This is a genomic window from Amylibacter marinus, from assembly GCF_030160015.1.
In the GTDB taxonomy this organism is placed as follows: Bacteria; Pseudomonadota; Alphaproteobacteria; order Rhodobacterales; family Rhodobacteraceae; genus Amylibacter; species Amylibacter marinus.
In genome coordinates this window covers 894,349-910,605 of record NZ_BSNN01000002.1, presented here as the reverse complement: position 1 = coordinate 910,605, position 16,257 = coordinate 894,349, and the positions used below count along the sequence as shown (strand labels likewise).

Annotated in this window: 16 protein-coding genes; 11 read left to right on the top strand and 5 right to left on the bottom strand. The window is 52.0% G+C overall.

All coding sequences use genetic code 11. The annotated features are described in order from the left end of the window. Position 1: 1 nt before the first annotated feature. Positions 2–769, top strand: a complete 768-nt coding sequence (locus tag QQL62_RS05315) for a type III pantothenate kinase (protein WP_284376740.1) — start codon at positions 2–4, stop codon at positions 767–769. 2 nt (positions 770–771) lie between these two features. Beyond that, positions 772–2,439, top strand: coding sequence for a ribonuclease J (locus QQL62_RS05310; RefSeq protein WP_284376739.1), 1,668 nt, complete (start codon positions 772–774; stop codon positions 2,437–2,439). Positions 2,440–2,504: 65 nt separating this feature from the next. Here the strand turns inward: QQL62_RS05310 and QQL62_RS05305 are convergent, their stop codons facing one another. The 4 genes from QQL62_RS05305 to QQL62_RS05290 form a co-directional block, all read right to left on the bottom strand. Next, positions 2,505–3,941 carry a DEAD/DEAH box helicase gene (locus QQL62_RS05305; protein WP_284376738.1) on the bottom strand — a complete coding sequence of 479 codons (1,437 nt, stop codon included), beginning with the start codon at positions 3,939–3,941 and terminating at the stop codon, positions 2,505–2,507. Between the two features lie 163 nt (positions 3,942–4,104). Beyond that, positions 4,105–4,761 (bottom strand): hypothetical protein, encoded by a 657-nt coding sequence (locus QQL62_RS05300; RefSeq protein ID WP_284376737.1) that lies wholly within the window; start codon positions 4,759–4,761, stop codon positions 4,105–4,107. A 223-nt stretch (positions 4,762–4,984) separates the two neighbouring features. Then, entirely contained in the window at positions 4,985–5,818 is an 834-nt protein-coding gene (locus QQL62_RS05295) for an alpha/beta hydrolase (RefSeq protein WP_284376736.1), read from the bottom strand. A gap of 47 nt (positions 5,819–5,865) precedes the next feature. After that, a complete protein-coding gene (locus QQL62_RS05290; RefSeq protein WP_284376734.1) occupies positions 5,866–7,473 on the bottom strand; it encodes a peptide chain release factor 3 in 1,608 nt (535 codons plus the stop codon). 178 nt (positions 7,474–7,651) lie between these two features. On the opposite strand from QQL62_RS05290, the gene QQL62_RS05285 reads away from it, so the two are divergent. After that, positions 7,652–8,428, top strand: coding sequence for an SDR family oxidoreductase (locus QQL62_RS05285; RefSeq protein WP_284376733.1), 777 nt, complete (start codon positions 7,652–7,654; stop codon positions 8,426–8,428). Between the two features lie 25 nt (positions 8,429–8,453). Here QQL62_RS05285 and QQL62_RS05280 read toward each other — a convergent pair whose 3' ends face one another. Continuing rightward, a complete protein-coding gene (locus QQL62_RS05280; protein ID WP_284376731.1) occupies positions 8,454–8,762 on the bottom strand; it encodes a hypothetical protein in 309 nt (102 codons plus the stop codon). 189 nt (positions 8,763–8,951) lie between these two features. Here QQL62_RS05280 and QQL62_RS05275 point away from each other — a divergent pair, with 189 nt between their 5' ends. From QQL62_RS05275 to tatA, 8 genes are all read left to right on the top strand, one after another. Next, positions 8,952–10,088, top strand: a complete 1,137-nt coding sequence (locus tag QQL62_RS05275; RefSeq protein WP_284376729.1) for a Hint domain-containing protein — start codon at positions 8,952–8,954, stop codon at positions 10,086–10,088. A 73-nt stretch (positions 10,089–10,161) separates the two neighbouring features. Next, positions 10,162–11,559, top strand: coding sequence for an SLC5/6 family protein (locus tag QQL62_RS05270; protein ID WP_284376727.1), 1,398 nt, complete (start codon positions 10,162–10,164; stop codon positions 11,557–11,559). Between the two features lie 84 nt (positions 11,560–11,643). Beyond that, entirely contained in the window at positions 11,644–12,732 is a 1,089-nt protein-coding gene (locus QQL62_RS05265) for an ABC transporter ATP-binding protein (protein ID WP_284376725.1), read from the top strand. Positions 12,733–12,875: 143 nt separating this feature from the next. Further along, positions 12,876–13,157, top strand: a complete 282-nt coding sequence (locus QQL62_RS05260) for a hypothetical protein (RefSeq protein WP_284376723.1) — start codon at positions 12,876–12,878, stop codon at positions 13,155–13,157. Positions 13,158–13,274: 117 nt separating this feature from the next. Beyond that, positions 13,275–13,754: a PqqD family peptide modification chaperone gene (locus QQL62_RS05255; protein WP_284376720.1), complete on the top strand. Its 480-nt coding sequence runs from the start codon at positions 13,275–13,277 to the stop codon at positions 13,752–13,754. 146 nt (positions 13,755–13,900) lie between these two features. Continuing rightward, complete coding sequence (locus QQL62_RS05250) at positions 13,901–14,812, top strand: hypothetical protein (protein WP_284376717.1); 912 nt, start codon at positions 13,901–13,903, stop codon at positions 14,810–14,812. Beyond that, positions 14,787–15,896, top strand: coding sequence for a nucleotidyltransferase family protein (locus tag QQL62_RS05245; protein WP_284376716.1), 1,110 nt, complete (start codon positions 14,787–14,789; stop codon positions 15,894–15,896). The genes QQL62_RS05250 and QQL62_RS05245 overlap by 26 nt, the downstream gene beginning before the upstream one ends. 116 nt (positions 15,897–16,012) lie before the next feature. Further along, positions 16,013–16,255 carry a twin-arginine translocase TatA/TatE family subunit gene (gene tatA / locus QQL62_RS05240; protein WP_284376712.1) on the top strand — a complete coding sequence of 81 codons (243 nt, stop codon included), beginning with the start codon at positions 16,013–16,015 and terminating at the stop codon, positions 16,253–16,255. The last annotated feature ends 2 nt before the right edge of the window (positions 16,256–16,257 follow it).

Genomic DNA, 16,257 nt, shown 5'->3' with positions numbered 1-16,257 from the left:
AATGTTACTGGCAATAGATGTAGGGAATACCAATTCGGTTTTTGCATTGCATGACGGCACTGAATTCATTGCCCAATGGCGCTGTGAAACCAACGTGGGGCGCACGGCTGATGAATATTTTGTCTGGCTAAATCAGCTGATAGAATTGGCGGGTATAAACGCCAAGATCACGCGTGCAGTCATCAGCTCGACAGTGCCGCGCGTGGTGTTTAACCTGCGGGTGTTAACGGATCGCTATTTTGATTGTCGCCCAGTTGTGGTGGGACGTGCTGGGTGTGTTTTGGGGATAGATGTGCGCGTGGACGAGGGCACCACAGTGGGGCCTGATCGGTTGGTAAATACCATTGGTGCCTATAATCGCTATGGCGGCGATTTAATTGTGGTGGATTTTGGCACTGCAACCACATTTGATGTGGTTGATCATGATGGCGCTTATATTGGCGGCGTAATAGCACCGGGTGTTAACCTATCTATGCAGGCCTTGCACGAGCGTGCGGCCGCATTACCCCATATCGATGTGGCCCAACCCGAGAAGGTAATTGGCACCAATACGCTGGCTTGCATGCAATCTGGGGTATTTTGGGGTTATGTTGGATTGGTCGATGGCATATGCACCCAAATCCGCGCCGAACACCCCCGCCCGATGAAGGTAATCGCCACAGGCGGGCTTTCTACACTTTATGAACGCGGAACCCGCGTTATTGATCAGATAGACCTAGAATTAACTTTGCATGGGCTGTATCTGATCGACCAAGCAAATCGGAACTGATGATGACATCGAAAAACAAATTGATTTACCTGCCCCTCGGTGGTGCAGGCGAAATTGGAATGAACATGTATCTCTATGGCTATGGGCCATCGGGGCAGGAACGCTATATTCTGGCGGATGTGGGGGTAACCTTCCCGTCTATGGATGGCACCCCTGGCGTTGATTTGATCATGGCGGATACGCAATTTATTCAACAACGTGCCGATCAGCTGGATGGTATTTTCATCACCCATGCCCATGAGGATCATATCGGGGCAATTGGTTTGTTGTTTCCACGCCTGAATGCGCCGATTTATTGCCGCAAATTCACCGCGGCCGTAGCCCGCGCCAAAATGGAAGATCGCGGTTTAGATGCTAGCGCGATCGAAATTCTGCCGCCCTATCCGGAAATGCAGAAGGTTGGCCCATTTTCTGTGGGGATCCTGCCAGTTCCCCATTCCATACCTGAGGCATCTGGTTTGGTGATCGAGGTCGGCGGCTTGCGCGTGGTACACACGGGTGATTTGAAATTGGACGCTGATCCGATTGTGGGCGAGGCCTTTGACCCAGATATGTTCAAGGCCTTGGGTAAAAAGGGCGTTGATGTATTGGTTTGCGACAGCACCAATGTGTTTTCAAACAAAGAGGGACGATCCGAATCCACCCTTCAAGCACCGATCGCCAAGATGATTTCCGAGGCGTCGGGCATGGTGGTGGCCACTACTTTTGCCTCTAACGTCGCGCGGCTAAAGACATTGGCCGAGGCGGGTGTTGCGGCGGGGCGTTCCGTTTGTGTGCTGGGGCGCTCTATGCAGCGTATGCTGGGTTATGCCACGCAATCTGGGGTGCTTACGGATTTTCCGCCGCGCATTGACCTTGAGGACGTAGCATCGGTGCCACGCGAGAATTTAATGCTGATCGTGACCGGATCACAGGGCGAGGGCCGAGCGGCCTCGGCTCAGTTGGCGCGAGGTAAGTATCTCGGGCTAACGATGAAGGAGAACGATACGTTTCTGTTCTCGTCCAAGACCATTCCTGGGAATGAGGTGCCTGTGGGGCGCATTATCAATTCTTTGGCCATGCAGGGGGTGAAGGTGATCGATGATAGCGCCGAGATATACCACGTGTCGGGCCACGCCAACCGCCCCGATTTGCAACGGGTTCATGCGTTGCTACAGCCTACAACGCTGATCCCGATGCACGGCGAGTACCGACATTTGAAAGAACATGCGCAACTGGCGATCAGCAATGGCATGCAGGCAATTGTTGCCCCCAATGGCAGTGTTGTTGAGATTGATGAAAAGGGTGCCAAGGTGGTGGACACCATCGAAACTGGCCGCATTTATCTAGATGGGAAACAGCTGATTGGGGCCTATGACGGTGTGGTTCTAGAGCGCATTCGAATGGCCACCCGCGGGTTTGTGGCAGTGTCCTTGGTGATGGAAGATGCCGATGTGTTAGGGGTCTGGGCCGAGGTGGTTGGCCTGCCGGAGTTATCCGAAGCAGAAGAGCCTCTGGTAACACAGATCGAGGAGCAGATCGAACGGGTCCTTGTTTCGCAAAAGGCAAAACGCCTGTTGGATGATGAAGAAGTCGAACATTTGGTAGCACGCACCGTTTCGCGGATTTGCCGCGATGAGGTTGGAAAAAAACCTGTATCTCGAATTTTGATCAACCGATTGGAAAGTTAGCAGCCAACCGCACAAGCACACCTATGAAATGAAAAACCCTACACCGATTATGGTGTAGGGTTTTTTTAATCTTGGGTGTCTGGCGCTAAGCCTTCGCTCTGCGGAATTGGGTCTGGGTTTTCACCACGAATGTTGCGCATCAAAAAGGCGGGAACATGTTGGCCCAGACCTCTGACACGGTTGTCGTTGCCACGCTTTGGCGCGGGTTTAGTTGTGGATTTTGGCGCAGATTTCGGCGTCGCCTTCGGTCGATCAGATGCGTGTGGTTTCTCAGCCGCTGGTTCCTGTCCAACTGGGGATTGCTCTTTGGGTTGCTCCTTGGCCTTGCGCGGCTCTTTACGGGCGGGTTTAGGGAGCTCTGGAGCCTCTAGGCGTGGAATTGGATGTTTCACCAACTCTTCGATTTTATCCAGATTCTTTTGTTCGTGTGGCAGGCAGAGCATAAAGGCCCAGCCGCTGCGCCCGGCGCGGCCTGTACGGCCAATCCGGTGGACATAATCCTCCGAATGGATCGGTACATCGTAGTTGAACACGTGTGAGACGTTTGGGATGTCCAGCCCGCGGGCCGCCACATCGGATGCCACCAGTAGCTGAATCTCGTTATTCTTGAACCCATCTAGAACCTGCATACGGTATTTCTGATCTAGATCCCCGTGAATAGCGCCGGCGGAATAACCGTGTTTTTTCAGGGATTTTAGCACAATGTCCACATCGATTTTGCGATTGCAGAAGATGATCCCGTTGGTCAGGCGTTCACCCTCATCGGTGATGATCTTGCGCAAGAGGGTGCGTTTTTCCTTGGCTTCTGCCTTGCGGTGGGATGCAGTAAAACAGCAGACCTTTTGGTCGATGTTTTCAGAGGTTGTCGCCTGGCGAGCCACCTCTACGCGCTGCGGGTTTGATAGGAATTCTTGAGTGATCCGTGTGATTTCGGGGGCCATTGTGGCGCTGAAAAACAAGGTCTGGCGGGTAAAGGGCGTGAGCTTAAATATCCGTTCGATATCGGGGATAAAACCCATGTCCAACATGCGATCCGCCTCATCCACCACCATGATTTCAATACCGGTCAGCAACAGCTTGCCGCGTTCGAAATGATCTAACAGGCGGCCAGGTGTAGCAATTAGCACATCAACACCGCGGTCGATCAGCTTGTCTTGATCTTTGAACGAAACACCCCCAATCAACAGAGCCATGTCCAATTTTACGTATTTCGCATAGAGTTCGAAGTTTTCGGCCACCTGTGCGGCCAATTCGCGGGTCGGTGCCAAAACAAGACTGCGCGGCATTCGTGCGCGGGCGCGGCCACGGGCCAATTTGTGGATCATCGGCAGCGTAAATCCTGCGGTTTTTCCGGTGCCTGTTTGGGCGATGCCCAAGACATCCCGACCTTCCAATGCATAGGGAATGGCCTCTGCTTGAATTGGGGTTGGGGTATCATAGCCCACATCGGCGATGGCTTTCATCACCTTTGGGCTGAGTTTTAGATCAGAGAATTTTGTCATTTTTGCCTTACGTTTACGACTTTTGCCGCAAACAGCGCGGCCATGCCCCCGAATTGGGGCACTTCAACTGAGGTGTTAATGAGGGGTAAATCTTCAAGAGTCAAACTGAGTGGGGATAAATTACCTGAATTCGTGAAATCAGTGCAGTTTTGGCGCCGATAAATCACATATTGCGCTCAGAATCAGGTCTCTTGGCGCGGGCGTTGCGGATGCGGGCGAAGATATTACCTTGATCACAGTGCATGCGTGCCAGTAGTTCGCCAATCATGGGGCCTGTTACAGGATCGCTGTCGGCGAGCCGGATCATCAGCTTTATCAGATTTTCATCGGCATCACCGCGCAGCATAGAATTGCTGTTAAAGCCCATGGTCACCTTTTGGACGCGGAAATTTCTGCGCAACTGTTTGGTGGGTGAGGCACCATGCACCATGCGCTCAGATTCGTATAGGCGCATCATCGAGAAAAAGGCGAATGAGGTAGTGGCGGCCTGTTGTTGACGGGGATTGTCCGAGACAAACTCGAACGTAATGAGTGCGGAAAGGAGCCAGCGAGTATCGATATTTTTCAACATATAGCGGCGCTGCTTTGTCCAGATGTCGAAAAACAACGCGCGCATTTCCGGATCGGGGTCCTTGCGCCGCAGGTTGCCAATACACAGGGCGTTCAGAAACAAAATCTCCGGCTGTTGCGCGAATTGGATCTTTAGGGCCAGAAGATTGGCCTGATTGTTTCTCTTTGCACGTCCAGGATGTGGACTAGCCTGAAGGGCGGGCATGAGTTTGATGGTCGATTGGTGAAGGTTTGCGCGGTAGCGTGCCATACGCGGTACGGGGCCGCTGCGTGGGCGTTGATTTATCGGGGGATAATGCGCCCGCCACGAGGGATTGGGCGCACCTGCACTGTGCCAAACATAGGCCGAACCAGCGGCGCAAAGAAGAAATGTGATCAACAGGGATATGAACATGGGGACCTCCTGATCTACGAAATAGAGAGAAGGGTTTGAAGAATTCTAACCTTGCAGTGGGAAAACCTAGAAAAATTAGCTAATTTTTGAGCGTTTGCTTGATCCAATTATGGACCTGTTGGGTGTATCTTGGTGATTTCCCAAGGGTCTTGTTTATCGCGCTGTGGGATTTATTGAGCGGCAGAACCTGCGCAGCACCACCGCGCTTTTGGGCCAGTTTAGCGAATGAATTGCCGTCACTACAGGCGATTTTGCGCATGGTAGAACACACGATTAACATCGGCGATGGTGCCGATTTTAGGGCATGGGCCGGTGATGCTTTTTTCCAAAATGCTGGGGAGTTGCCGAATGCTTTTAAATATATTTTTGGGGGATCATTTCGCATGAGATTGGGCAGATTAAAGGCTGCGGAATCCAGCAAAACCGATCCAGACCATTTTTTAACACCAAAGCGATTTCGCATCCCGATGTCTGTATGAACCAAGGCCACCAAGTGGGCCCCCGCGGAATGGCCCATAGCGATCAATTTACCCGCTGAACCACCATATTTCGTTATATTTTTCTGAATATATGCAAAAGATCGCGCCACATCCGTGGCCTGAGTATAGGGATCAGATTGGGGCATCTTGCGATAATTGATCGAGACAAAAATATAACCGCGCTTTGTCCAGTAATCTCGTTTGTTATCGACCACACCGGCATTGGATTTATCACCGATATGCCAGCCACCTCCGTGCACCATCGCAATGACCGGAGCCCCGCGCGCCTGCTTGGGTACATAGATATCCATACGGTGCAATGGATCTGCACCATAGGGGATATCACTATGCTTTGTTACATCTGCCAGCACCGCGGTTCCGAGGGCCAGTATATTAAGGATTACGCACAGGGCGGTTTTCAATAAATGTTTCATATGTTTGAAACGTATGTCGTCGTCATTCCCGTCGGAAAAAAATCGATTTAACTCAGGATTTCCTTGGTGGCGCTTAGGGATAGGGCGGGGTAGTCGCGCTCTACGCGGTCTATATCCCATTGCAGGCGGGTCATGAATACCGGATCACCATCATGATCCAGCGCCATATGACCCTTGTTAATATCGATGAATTTATCCACATCTTCCTGTGGGCCGGTCAGCCAGCGTGCCGAAGTGAATTGGGAAGGTTCAAAGCGCACGGGGATGCCATATTCCAATTCGATGCGCGAGGCCAGTACCTCGAACTGAAGGGCGCCGACAACGCCGATCACCCAGCCAGCGCCGATGACTGGTTTAAACAATTTGGCGGCCCCCTCTTCGGCGAATTGATTTAGGGCCTTGTCCAGATGTTTGGCCTTCATTGGATCAGTCGAACGCACCGACTGTAATAACTCAGGGGCAAAGGAAGGGATGCCCGCAAAGCGCAGCTGTTCGCCCTCGGTTAGGGCATCACCGATACGCAATTGCCCATGGTTTGGAATGCCAATGATATCACCGGCCCATGCTTCCTCGGCCAGTTCCCGATCACTGGCCAAAAACAGCATGGGCGAAGCGATTGCCATGGGTTTTTTGGTCCTTACATGGGTCAGTTTCATGCCGCGTCTAAAGTGACCAGAACACAGGCGCACAAAAGCGATGCGGTCGCGGTGTTTTGGATCCATATTGGCCTGAACTTTGAATACAAATCCTGTGACTTTGGGTTCGTCTGGCGCAATTGGGCGCGTATCGGCTGGTCGAACCTGTGGCTTGGGGCCAAAATTACCGATACCATCCATCAGTTCCTGAACCCCGAAAGAATTGATCGCAGATCCAAACCAGATCGGGGTAAGTGTGCCGTCAAGAAAGGCTTGGTGGTCAAAACTAGGCATCAATTCGCGGGCCATTTCGACCTCTTCTAGGAATTGCTCCAGCAATTCAGCAGGCACATGTTCGGCCAGTTTCGGATCATCTAGCCCGTTGATTTCAACACTTTCACCCACCACATTTCGATCAGCGCGATCCATCAATTCTAGGCGGTCATTTAACAGATCATAGCAACCCAGAAAATCGCGACCAACACCAATGGGCCAACTGGCGGGGCAGACATCAATGGCAAGGTTTTCTTGGATTTCGTCAATTATTTCAAATGTATCGCGGCTTTCGCGATCCATTTTGTTACAAAAGGTCAGGATTGGCATGTCGCGCATTCGGCACACCTCGAACAGCTTGCGGGTCTGGCTTTCGATCCCTTTGGCACCGTCAATGACCATAACCGCAGCATCAACAGCGGTCAGTGTGCGATAGGTATCTTCGGAAAAATCCGAGTGACCCGGAGTATCAACAAGGTTGAACCAAAAATTGCGAAACTCAAAGGACATGGCGGAGGCCGATACGGAAATTCCACGATCTTTTTCCATCTGCATAAAATCTGAACGCGTGTTGCGGGCCTGGCCCTTGGCGCGCACCTGGCCGGCCATCTGAATGGCACCACCATAGAGCAAGAATTTTTCCGTCAATGTGGTTTTACCGGCATCGGGGTGGCTGATAATCGCGAAGGTGCGGCGCCGATCAATCTCGGGTGGCAGGACGGGGGAATTTTGCTCTGTATCTAACATGTGGGTTCTATAGGGCGCGAAGGGATAAAGCGCAAGCAAGGCGGAGGCAATAGCGTATGGAGGCATGAAAAACCTTGGCGCGCCGGGAATTCGGGCGTCGGTGCAATTGCACCTATGCAGCACGGTGTGATTAAGGGTATTGTGGCGTGATTGGCAGCTATAATATGGGAAGATTGCAATGGATTTAGGAATTGCCGGCAAGCGGGCGTTGGTATCGGCCTCGTCTCAGGGGTTGGGGTTTGGTTGTGCACAGGCCCTGGCAAAGGCCGGAGTTGATTTGGTGATCTGTGCGCGCAGTTCAGGGCCGCTGGAACAGGCGCGTCAGGCTCTGGAACAACATGGCGTTTCAGTCACTGCGGTGGCAGGGGATGTCACCACGGATGATGGACGCACCGCGGTTTTGGATGCTGCGGGGCAGGTGGATATTTTGGTTACCAATGCCGGTGGGCCGCCCCCTGGGCATTGGTCGGATTGGGAACGCACGGATTTTATAAGCGCGATTGACAGCAATATGCTAACCCCGATTATGCTGATGAAGGCACTGTTGCCCGGTATGATAGAGAACAAATGGGGCCGTGTGGTGAATATCACCAGCCAGTTCGTAAAGGGCCCTAGTTCTATCCTTGGGCTAAGCAATTCTGCCCGCGCGGGGCTTACAGGATATGTTGCGGGTACCAGTCGAGATGTGGCCAAGCACGGAGTGACCATAAATAATCTGTTGCCCGGGCTGCACAGCACCAACCGATCAGAATCATTGGATGTGGCGGCCGCGGAGAAGGCTGATATTTCAGTCGCCGAGGCCAAGGCCGCGCGCTGCGAGACAATACCAGCGGGTCGCTATGGTACTGTTGAGGAGTTTGGCAACACTTGTGCGTTTTTATGTAGCCAGCATGCGGGCTTTATTGTCGGACAAAATGTTCTGCTGGATGGCGGGTATATCTCGGCGACGATATAGATAGCGCCAATGCACAGCGGCGTTGCTAGTCTTGGGCGGCCTGATACCATGGATCGATCCGCGCCAAAGCCTTGGGATTATTCAGGGCGCGGTAATTGCGCCGCGCGTTTTCCGTTTCAGGTAGGGCATCTGTCCATTTTTTTGCATCTTTGACCACGGCGAACCACGAAAGTTGATCCTTAATTCCAAATTCCTTCATATCGGCGGGGGTATACATCGGGGTCATATGGAAATCCGCGGGGTCACGTAGCTGTAGGGCATCGCTGTTCTGCAGGGCGTCTAGCGCCTGAGCGTGGTTTTGCGCGATTTCACGCGGTATTAGGAAAACGGGCATTTTGGCTCCTGAATTTTCAATTGAGCCATAATCGACTCATTTGCACCTTAGTTGCGCCTGATTGTTTAGGAAAATAGCTAATGATGGATGAACATTAAAATGCAAGATATTTTGCTAGCATTCTTAAATGATATGCAGGTGTGCCTATATTAGAAATGGCCCAAATGTATTGAGAACAAGGAGAGCCCTATGGTTGCGATATTGGATTGGACAGTTTTTGAAACTGGTGGGACAAACACCGTAACGGATGCCGCAAGCGGTCATGACGCAACGGTTACGGTATCCACGACGGATATGACTTTTTTCGCGGACACAAACGGCACCTTCAACACCAGCGGTTTTGTTTATAGCCAAGGCGCGCAGGATGGTGTGCCAGAAGGAATGGATGTAAGTTTCGGTGAGGATGTCGAAAATCTAACCTTCGAAATTATGGATTTGGATGGCAACCCTGGCGGTTGGTCGGATGAGGTCAACATTCAGGCCTTTGATCTGGCCGGAAACCCAGTGGCGGTTATATTCACCAGTGTCGATGGAACTTATCAAAATACCTCGGTTTCGGGGAACACTTATACGGTCAATGCCTCAGGTAACGCTGAGACGGCGTTTAACGGATCCGGCGAAGATGATTCTGTATTCGTCTCTTTCGCTGGGCCAGTTGCCAGCCTGATCATCACTATGAGCAACGGGCCTGTGGATGACAGCGCGGGGATCATCGGCATTACTGATATGTCCTTTGATGTGGTTTGTTTTACACCCGGAACCTTGATCGATACACCCCGCGGTGGGATACCTGTAGAGGCACTGAACGTGGGAGACTTTGTTCAAACTGTGGACAATGGCCTTCAGAAAATTCGCTGGATCGGGCATAAAAAACTGGAAGGCTCGCGATTGCGTGCACAACCCAATCTACGCCCCGTTCGCATTTCTGCACACAGCTTTGGCCCGGGAATGCCGCGCCGCGATATGTTGGTTTCGCCTCAGCATCGAATTATGATCGAGAATACGATGACGCAATTGGCCTTTGCGCAGATGCAAGTGTTGGCTCCTGCCAAGGGTTTGTTGAACGAGACCAGTATACAGGTTGATTGGCAGGTAGATCAGGTGGAATACATTCACATTTTGTTTGATCAGCACCAATTGATCACATCTGATGGGTTGATCACAGAGAGTTTCCAGCCTGGAGATATGTCGGTGGCTGGTTTAGATGATGCGGCCCGCACAGAGGTATTAACTCTTTTCCCCGATCTCGCCTATAATTGCGAAAGTTTTGGCCCATCTGCACGCCTATCCCTATCTGTAAAAGAGAGCTGTATTCTTGAAGTTTAGCGGGCCTCACAAAACTGTTAGTTTGATTTTGCTGGTTTCTTGTTAAACCCTTGCAAAAGTAAGGGGATATCAAATGGAAATATTAGCAAGCCCATGGGCCTTGGTTGGTTTTGTTGCGCTTATTAGCTTGGGAAGCTTGGCCCTGTCGCGTGGGCAGGCTAGCGTCGAGGGGTTCTTCTCAGGGGCGTCTTTGGGCCACGAACCAGCGCTTCTAACGCTGGTTCTTAGTCAGGTTACCACATGGATTTTCGCACGCTCGCTGATGAATTCCGCCATTTTGGGGTACTTTTACGGATTTGCCGGTACCTTGGCCTATACGGCCTATTATCTAAGCTTTTTGACTGGCGGTTATATTGTTGCACGACTGCGGCAGGACAATGCCGGATCGGTACAGGAATGGCTGGGCGCGCGTTTCGGTGTGACCGGGCATATAACCTATAATCTGGTAGTCGGATTGCGTTTGTTGTCAGAGGTTTTTGCAAACCTTATTGTTGTGGGGCTTATTTTTTCAGCGGCTTTTCCAGAGGTCGCGGTCGCAAAGACCGTATCAATCATTGCCTTGGCCCTGATTGGCCTGCTGTATTCGGCCCGGGGAGGGTTGTTGGCCAGCCTTAAAACCGATGTCTTACAGATGGTGGTTTTCTTGGGGGTCTTCGCCGTGGCACTTGGCGTTATGATTAGCAGTGCTGATTTTTCCTTTAGCGCCGTTTTCTCCGCACAGGGTGTGCACGATCAGGGGGCGCGCCCCGGCTGGGTATTGGTGGTGGTGGCCTTGTTGCAGGTCTTGTCCTATCCCGCCCATGATCCGGTGATGATGGACCGAGGATTCATCGCCTCACCTGCGCGCACCAAGCAGAGCTTCGTTTGGGCGTTTGTACTATCTGTGATTTGCATCATGGGCTTTGGTCTGTTTGGGATTCAGGCTGGGCTGATTGGGGCGGAATATGAAAACCAGATTTTGGGTACATGGCAGGGGATGTTTGGCAGTGGCGTATATTTCCTGCTGATGGCATCGCTCTTGGTTTCGGCTGTTTCTACATTAGACAGCGCCTTGGCATCCGCTGCGCGCTTGGTGGTGGATGAGGTTGGGGCGCTAGGGCGTAGTGTTAAAAATGGGCGCTGGGTTATGGTGGCCTTTATGCTGGGGGGGCTATTGCTAACATTGTTCCCAAACAAGACCCTGTTTGATGCGGTGGCTGTAACTGGAACTGCCAGCATGTTCTTGACGCCAGTGATGGCGGTGTCTTTTATGGGCTATCGTTTGCCTCTTTGGTCCTATTTGGTGGCGTGGGCCGCGGCGATCGTCGGGGCTATGGCCTATATGTATCGCGGGGTTGAATTTGTATCCGAGATAATCAGCGGTGCTCACAAATATGACCAGTTGCTCAGCATTTGCATTTATGTGCTGGCGATCGGGTTTGCCGCTTGTATCATAGGTGCTATGCAACAAGGTAGATCATCTCGGGCCTAGGGAACAGTGCGCAGAATGCTTGGCATTTTGCGCATAGGCTGTTATGGCGACGCAAACCTGATTGATTTACTTGGATAGGTACGCGTGGCGGATCCTGAAACACAACTAGAGCTTCGGCAAATTTCGCGCAGCTTTGATCGGCGGCGCGTGGTTGATGAACTAAGCCTGACTTTGAACGCGGGTGAGGTTACATGTCTGCTGGGGCCGTCAGGATGCGGAAAGTCTACAACATTGCGCATAGCGGCCGGGGTCGATCAGCAAGACGCGGGCGCGGTTTATGTGGCGGGGGGCTGTGTTTCCGACGCCACGCATCATCTTCCCCCGGAAAAGCGCGGTATCGGCCTGATGTTTCAGGATTTCGCATTGTTCCCGCATTTGGATGTGGCCCAGAATGTGGGCTTTGGTCTGACAGGGGACAAGAACGTCAAGGCCGCGCGAGTGCGCCGGATGTTAGAGCGCGTCGGCATGCAGAAATTTGCATCCGCCTATCCGCATCAGCTGTCGGGTGGCGAGCAACAGCGTGTGGCGCTTGCCCGTGCATTGGCTCCCAGCCCCAAGGTTTTGTTGATGGACGAGCCGTTTTCTGGCTTGGATAACCGCCTGCGTGATGCGGTGCGCGACAGCACGTTGGATATGCTCCGCGAAGAGGGCACAGCGGTGCTGTTGGTGACCCACGAGCCCGAAGAGGCCATGCGCATGGCAGATCAGATCGCGCTAATGCGTCGAGGTCGCATTGTGCAGGTGGGTGCGCCGTATAATATTTATCACGCACCAGTGGATCGCAAGGCGGCGGAATTTTTCTCGGATGTTAATGTCATCTCAGGGCGTGTTGATGGGGCGCTAACCAATACGCCCTTTGGGGCGTTTTTGACCCCGGGCATGGAGAATGGCACAGAAGTAGAAATTGTGATCCGCCCGCAGCACCTAAAAATCGATTTTGATCGCGCTGGGCGTGGCCCGAATCCCACTCAGCAAGAGGGCAGCCCTGCGCGCGGTGTGGTCGAGCGTGCGCGATTCGTTGGGCATAACTCGTTGGTCGAATTTGCGATGGATTACGAGGATGTGCTGATGCATGTATTGGTACCCGGGGTGTTTTTACCCAAGCCGGGGACGCCATTATGGCTGTCTGTACGTCGCGATAGATGTTTTGTTTTTGCGTGTCCTGCCCCTTAGGTTGAATATTAACCGTTCATTAAGATAATCGTGCAATTTCTAGCTAATTATTTGCGAATTTTGACAATTACATATATCTATTCGCCATTAATCTGGGTTCGTGCCTAAAATATATTGTTACAATTTGCTTATACGGGGGTTTAATGTTTGGGATAAATACCGAAGAAGATTTTCAAAAATTTCATGCCGAAAATCTGGAGAAAATCAAAAGAATAAATAAGACCTATGCAGGTCAAGGTGGGATGGCCGGTTTTTGGGCGCGCCGTCAGGCCAAGCGCACCCTTAAAAAAGATGTGAATGAGAAAGCAAATCTATTTGGCCTACATTATGATTTGGATGGATTGTTTATGAGCGCGCACAGCACTAAGTTTCCTGGAACACAGGTGCAAAAACCTGCAAACAGCAGCAAAATCCGGGGTATTTAACCAACTCATTTTACCTTGGCTTGCGATAATTGGTGTTTTTTGGCGCTGTCGCGTCTAGATCGCTTGAAATTTTTTCTAAAATGCTATCTATTCCTCCATGGTAAAAGGGGATTTCCAATGAGCATTTATCCAGCGCACCGCACCGAAGGTGTTATCGTAAAAAAGTTGAAAGATGAAACCATGATCTATGATCTGGACAACCATTCGGCAACCTGCCTGAATGCTGTGGCCGGGTCGGTTTGGGATTTATGCGATGGGGCCCATGATGTGGATGCAATCTTGGAACAGAGCCTTGCCCAAGATATGGCCAGCGTAGAGGTGGCCTTGGGCCAAATCGGTCAGGCTGGTTTGTTGCAACAGGAATTTATATCTGCGGGGCCAACTCGGCGCGAAGTCTTTGGCCAGTTGATCGGTGGCGCACGTGTGGCGGCCATCGCAGCGCCCAGTGTTCTAAGCATGGCTGTACCCGCAGCGGCACAGGCCATGAGCTGTATTGGGGATGGCGTCTTTGGCTGTGCATCTGTTGCGGATTGTTGTGATCCTGACAGCATTTGTTTGGGTGGCGTATGTACATCGTTTCCAGGGGGGGGGGCGTGATTGATCTGTGATCAATTTTGCGCGGCTGGAACACAAACCGTTTGCTCGATAGATCTGTGTGTTTGATTTCCAATGTTCTGCATTGATATTTTGGCACAGCGATGTGGCTCTTTTACCTCTGCGCGTAAACCTAGTTAGAGTGTGCTATGGAAAATCAGACCCTAAAACCGATCGACACCACACGGTATCATTTACTCGAGCGCTGGCATACGCCCTGTTTTGACAACCTAAATGATTTGGAATGGCACGACGGGTTTGGGGTGCAATCCCATGGTGTGCGTCTGGGGGTGCGGGCCAATGATCCAGAGATGTTTGATCAGTTGCGGGCGCTGATGCCAACGGCTGCGAAACCCTATGATGGCACAGAATTTGAAACAATCATGTCCTTCGTAAAGGGGGGCAAAGACCCAAAGACCCGCACACGTCATTACAATCTGGTGTATCAGAATCATACCCTTCAGGGCCGCAGCTTTCGCATGGAAGAGGCGCTGGATCGCTTTCAGGCATGGGTATCGTTAAGCATTGGGTTTATGTCCAGCGCGGGGATTTTTATTCATGCAGGTGCAGTGGAATGGCGCGGGCACGCGATTGTTTTGCCAGGGCGTAGCTTGGCCGGCAAGAGCACCCTTGTCAGCGAGTTGCTGCGCGCTGGCGCGCGGTATCTATCCGATGAATATGCCATTCTTGATCAAGAGGGGACTGTTACCCCGTGGTACAAACCCTTGTCTATGCGCGCAAACCCCACAGCGCCACAGGTAGATTTGGATATCGCAGAGTTTGGCGCAGAGCGTGCGGTATCTGCTCGGCCAGGATTGGTGGTGTTGTGCGCCTATGAACAGGGGGCTGAATGGGCGCCGCGGGTCATGGATCAGGGCGAGGCTATTATGGGAATGCTGGACAATTGTGTTGGTGGGCGTTTGCGTCCAGCAGAGACCATGAATGCCCTTCAGGCCCATACGGATCTGGCCCCAGTAATTTGCACCCAACGTAGTGATGCCGCCAAAGATGCGGCACGAATTCTGGAATTGCTTGATGCCCAAATCGACCAAAGTGGCTAATGGGCAAAAGTTAGGCGCTTTGGCGGCACAGGCGCTTATGGGGGCGTGGCGCTCTGATCCAGCGGTTTGTGATCTACCAGATGCTACCCTTTCGAAGATTTATCCAAACCTTGCCTCTGTTGGCGGTGGGGGGATGTTGTATCAGCGCTGTCAGGCGCGCAAGGATCTGGCACAGTATGCACAGATGCAACAGGGATTTAAATCTGCGGTGCTGAACAATGCGGTTTCGGGCCATGCTATTGCAGAGGTTTCCCAGATGTTACGTGAGGCTGGCATCGAACATCTGTTGTTTAAAGGGGCGAGCCTGTCGCGCTACTATGGTGACGCGGCTTGTCGGGGGTATGGCGATATCGATATTCTGGTGCGCCCCGCGCAGATGGCGGCTGTTTTGGATGTTTTGGTGCCGCAATCCTTTGCACGGGACAATCCTGATTTCCCCTTTGATCGCAATAACATCGTGGTAACGTTGGATTGGCAGTATCCAGCGCATATGAGCAAGGTTGATCTGCACGAGAATTTGGATAAATTTCATCTGCCGGATTTAAATGCGGTTTTTGCTCATGCGGGGCATATGGAAATTGCGGGCGCACAGGTGCCGGTGATGGGGGCCGAGCATTTGCTGCGCTTGGCTTGCCTGCATGGGCTACGCCACGGGTTCTGGCGGGCGGTTTGGTTGGTTGATATTGCGGCCTTTGTTGAAAACCTACCCGCAGATTTTAACTGGGAATTGTGTCTACAAGGGGATGCGACACTGCGCAACTGGATCGGGGTGTGTCTGGGGTTGGCACAACAGTTGCTTGGGGCAGATATGCGCCGCGTGCCGGCGGGTGTCGTGGTACCACCCCCCAAATGGGCAAGGCGGGTCGTACTGCGCGATTGGTCAAAATCATTTACGCAGTACCATGACCGCAAACCACTGAAGGCGATCATTCGCCAACGCCCATCGTCAATAGGCGCACAACTGGTACATCGCTGGCCAAACCCGATGATGGCCTGTTTGCGTATGGGCACCAAGTTTCCTATGCGTTTTGTTGTTCTGGTTCAGCTCCGATATCTGTGGGCGCGGCTTTTTTCTGACAAATAAGCGTGGGGAATGAGGGCAGAGCCGTTTTTAGGATTTGAACTTTGGCTAAAAGTATCTAATTGTATGCAGTGAAAGTAATCGCGGCCTTTTGCTGCGCTGAATTATGGAGAACCCTTATGATTGTAACGCCCCTTTTTATTCAGAATGTTGGCCCAATGGGTATGCTTGTGATTGCCGTGGTCGTTTTGGTATTGTTCGGGCGTGGCAAGATCACCAACCTGATGGGCGAAGTAGGCAAAGGTATCACCGCGTTCAAAAAAGGTGTGAACGAGGGCAAAGAAGAGCTGACCGCCTCGATTGATGATGCCGCCGACGCTGCCAAAGATGTGACACCTGATTCTGATAAGACCAATTCCTAGGT

Coding starts and splice junctions, on each gene's coding strand:
- QQL62_RS05315 (WP_284376740.1), top strand. CDS start 2: ATGTTACTGGCAATAGATGTAGGGAATACCAATTCGGTTTTTGCATTG.
- QQL62_RS05310 (WP_284376739.1), top strand. CDS start 772: ATGACATCGAAAAACAAATTGATTTACCTGCCCCTCGGTGGTGCAGGC.
- QQL62_RS05305 (WP_284376738.1), bottom strand. CDS start 3,941: ATGACAAAATTCTCTGATCTAAAACTCAGCCCAAAGGTGATGAAAGCC.
- QQL62_RS05300 (WP_284376737.1), bottom strand. CDS start 4,761: ATGGCACGCTACCGCGCAAACCTTCACCAATCGACCATCAAACTCATG.
- QQL62_RS05295 (WP_284376736.1), bottom strand. CDS start 5,818: ATGAAACATTTATTGAAAACCGCCCTGTGCGTAATCCTTAATATACTG.
- QQL62_RS05290 (WP_284376734.1), bottom strand. CDS start 7,473: ATGTTAGATACAGAGCAAAATTCCCCCGTCCTGCCACCCGAGATTGAT.
- QQL62_RS05285 (WP_284376733.1), top strand. CDS start 7,652: ATGGATTTAGGAATTGCCGGCAAGCGGGCGTTGGTATCGGCCTCGTCT.
- QQL62_RS05280 (WP_284376731.1), bottom strand. CDS start 8,762: ATGCCCGTTTTCCTAATACCGCGTGAAATCGCGCAAAACCACGCTCAG.
- QQL62_RS05275 (WP_284376729.1), top strand. CDS start 8,952: ATGGTTGCGATATTGGATTGGACAGTTTTTGAAACTGGTGGGACAAAC.
- QQL62_RS05270 (WP_284376727.1), top strand. CDS start 10,162: ATGGAAATATTAGCAAGCCCATGGGCCTTGGTTGGTTTTGTTGCGCTT.
- QQL62_RS05260 (WP_284376723.1), top strand. CDS start 12,876: ATGTTTGGGATAAATACCGAAGAAGATTTTCAAAAATTTCATGCCGAA.
- QQL62_RS05255 (WP_284376720.1), top strand. CDS start 13,275: ATGAGCATTTATCCAGCGCACCGCACCGAAGGTGTTATCGTAAAAAAG.
- QQL62_RS05250 (WP_284376717.1), top strand. CDS start 13,901: ATGGAAAATCAGACCCTAAAACCGATCGACACCACACGGTATCATTTA.
- QQL62_RS05245 (WP_284376716.1), top strand. CDS start 14,787: ATGCCCAAATCGACCAAAGTGGCTAATGGGCAAAAGTTAGGCGCTTTG.
- tatA (WP_284376712.1), top strand. CDS start 16,013: ATGATTGTAACGCCCCTTTTTATTCAGAATGTTGGCCCAATGGGTATG.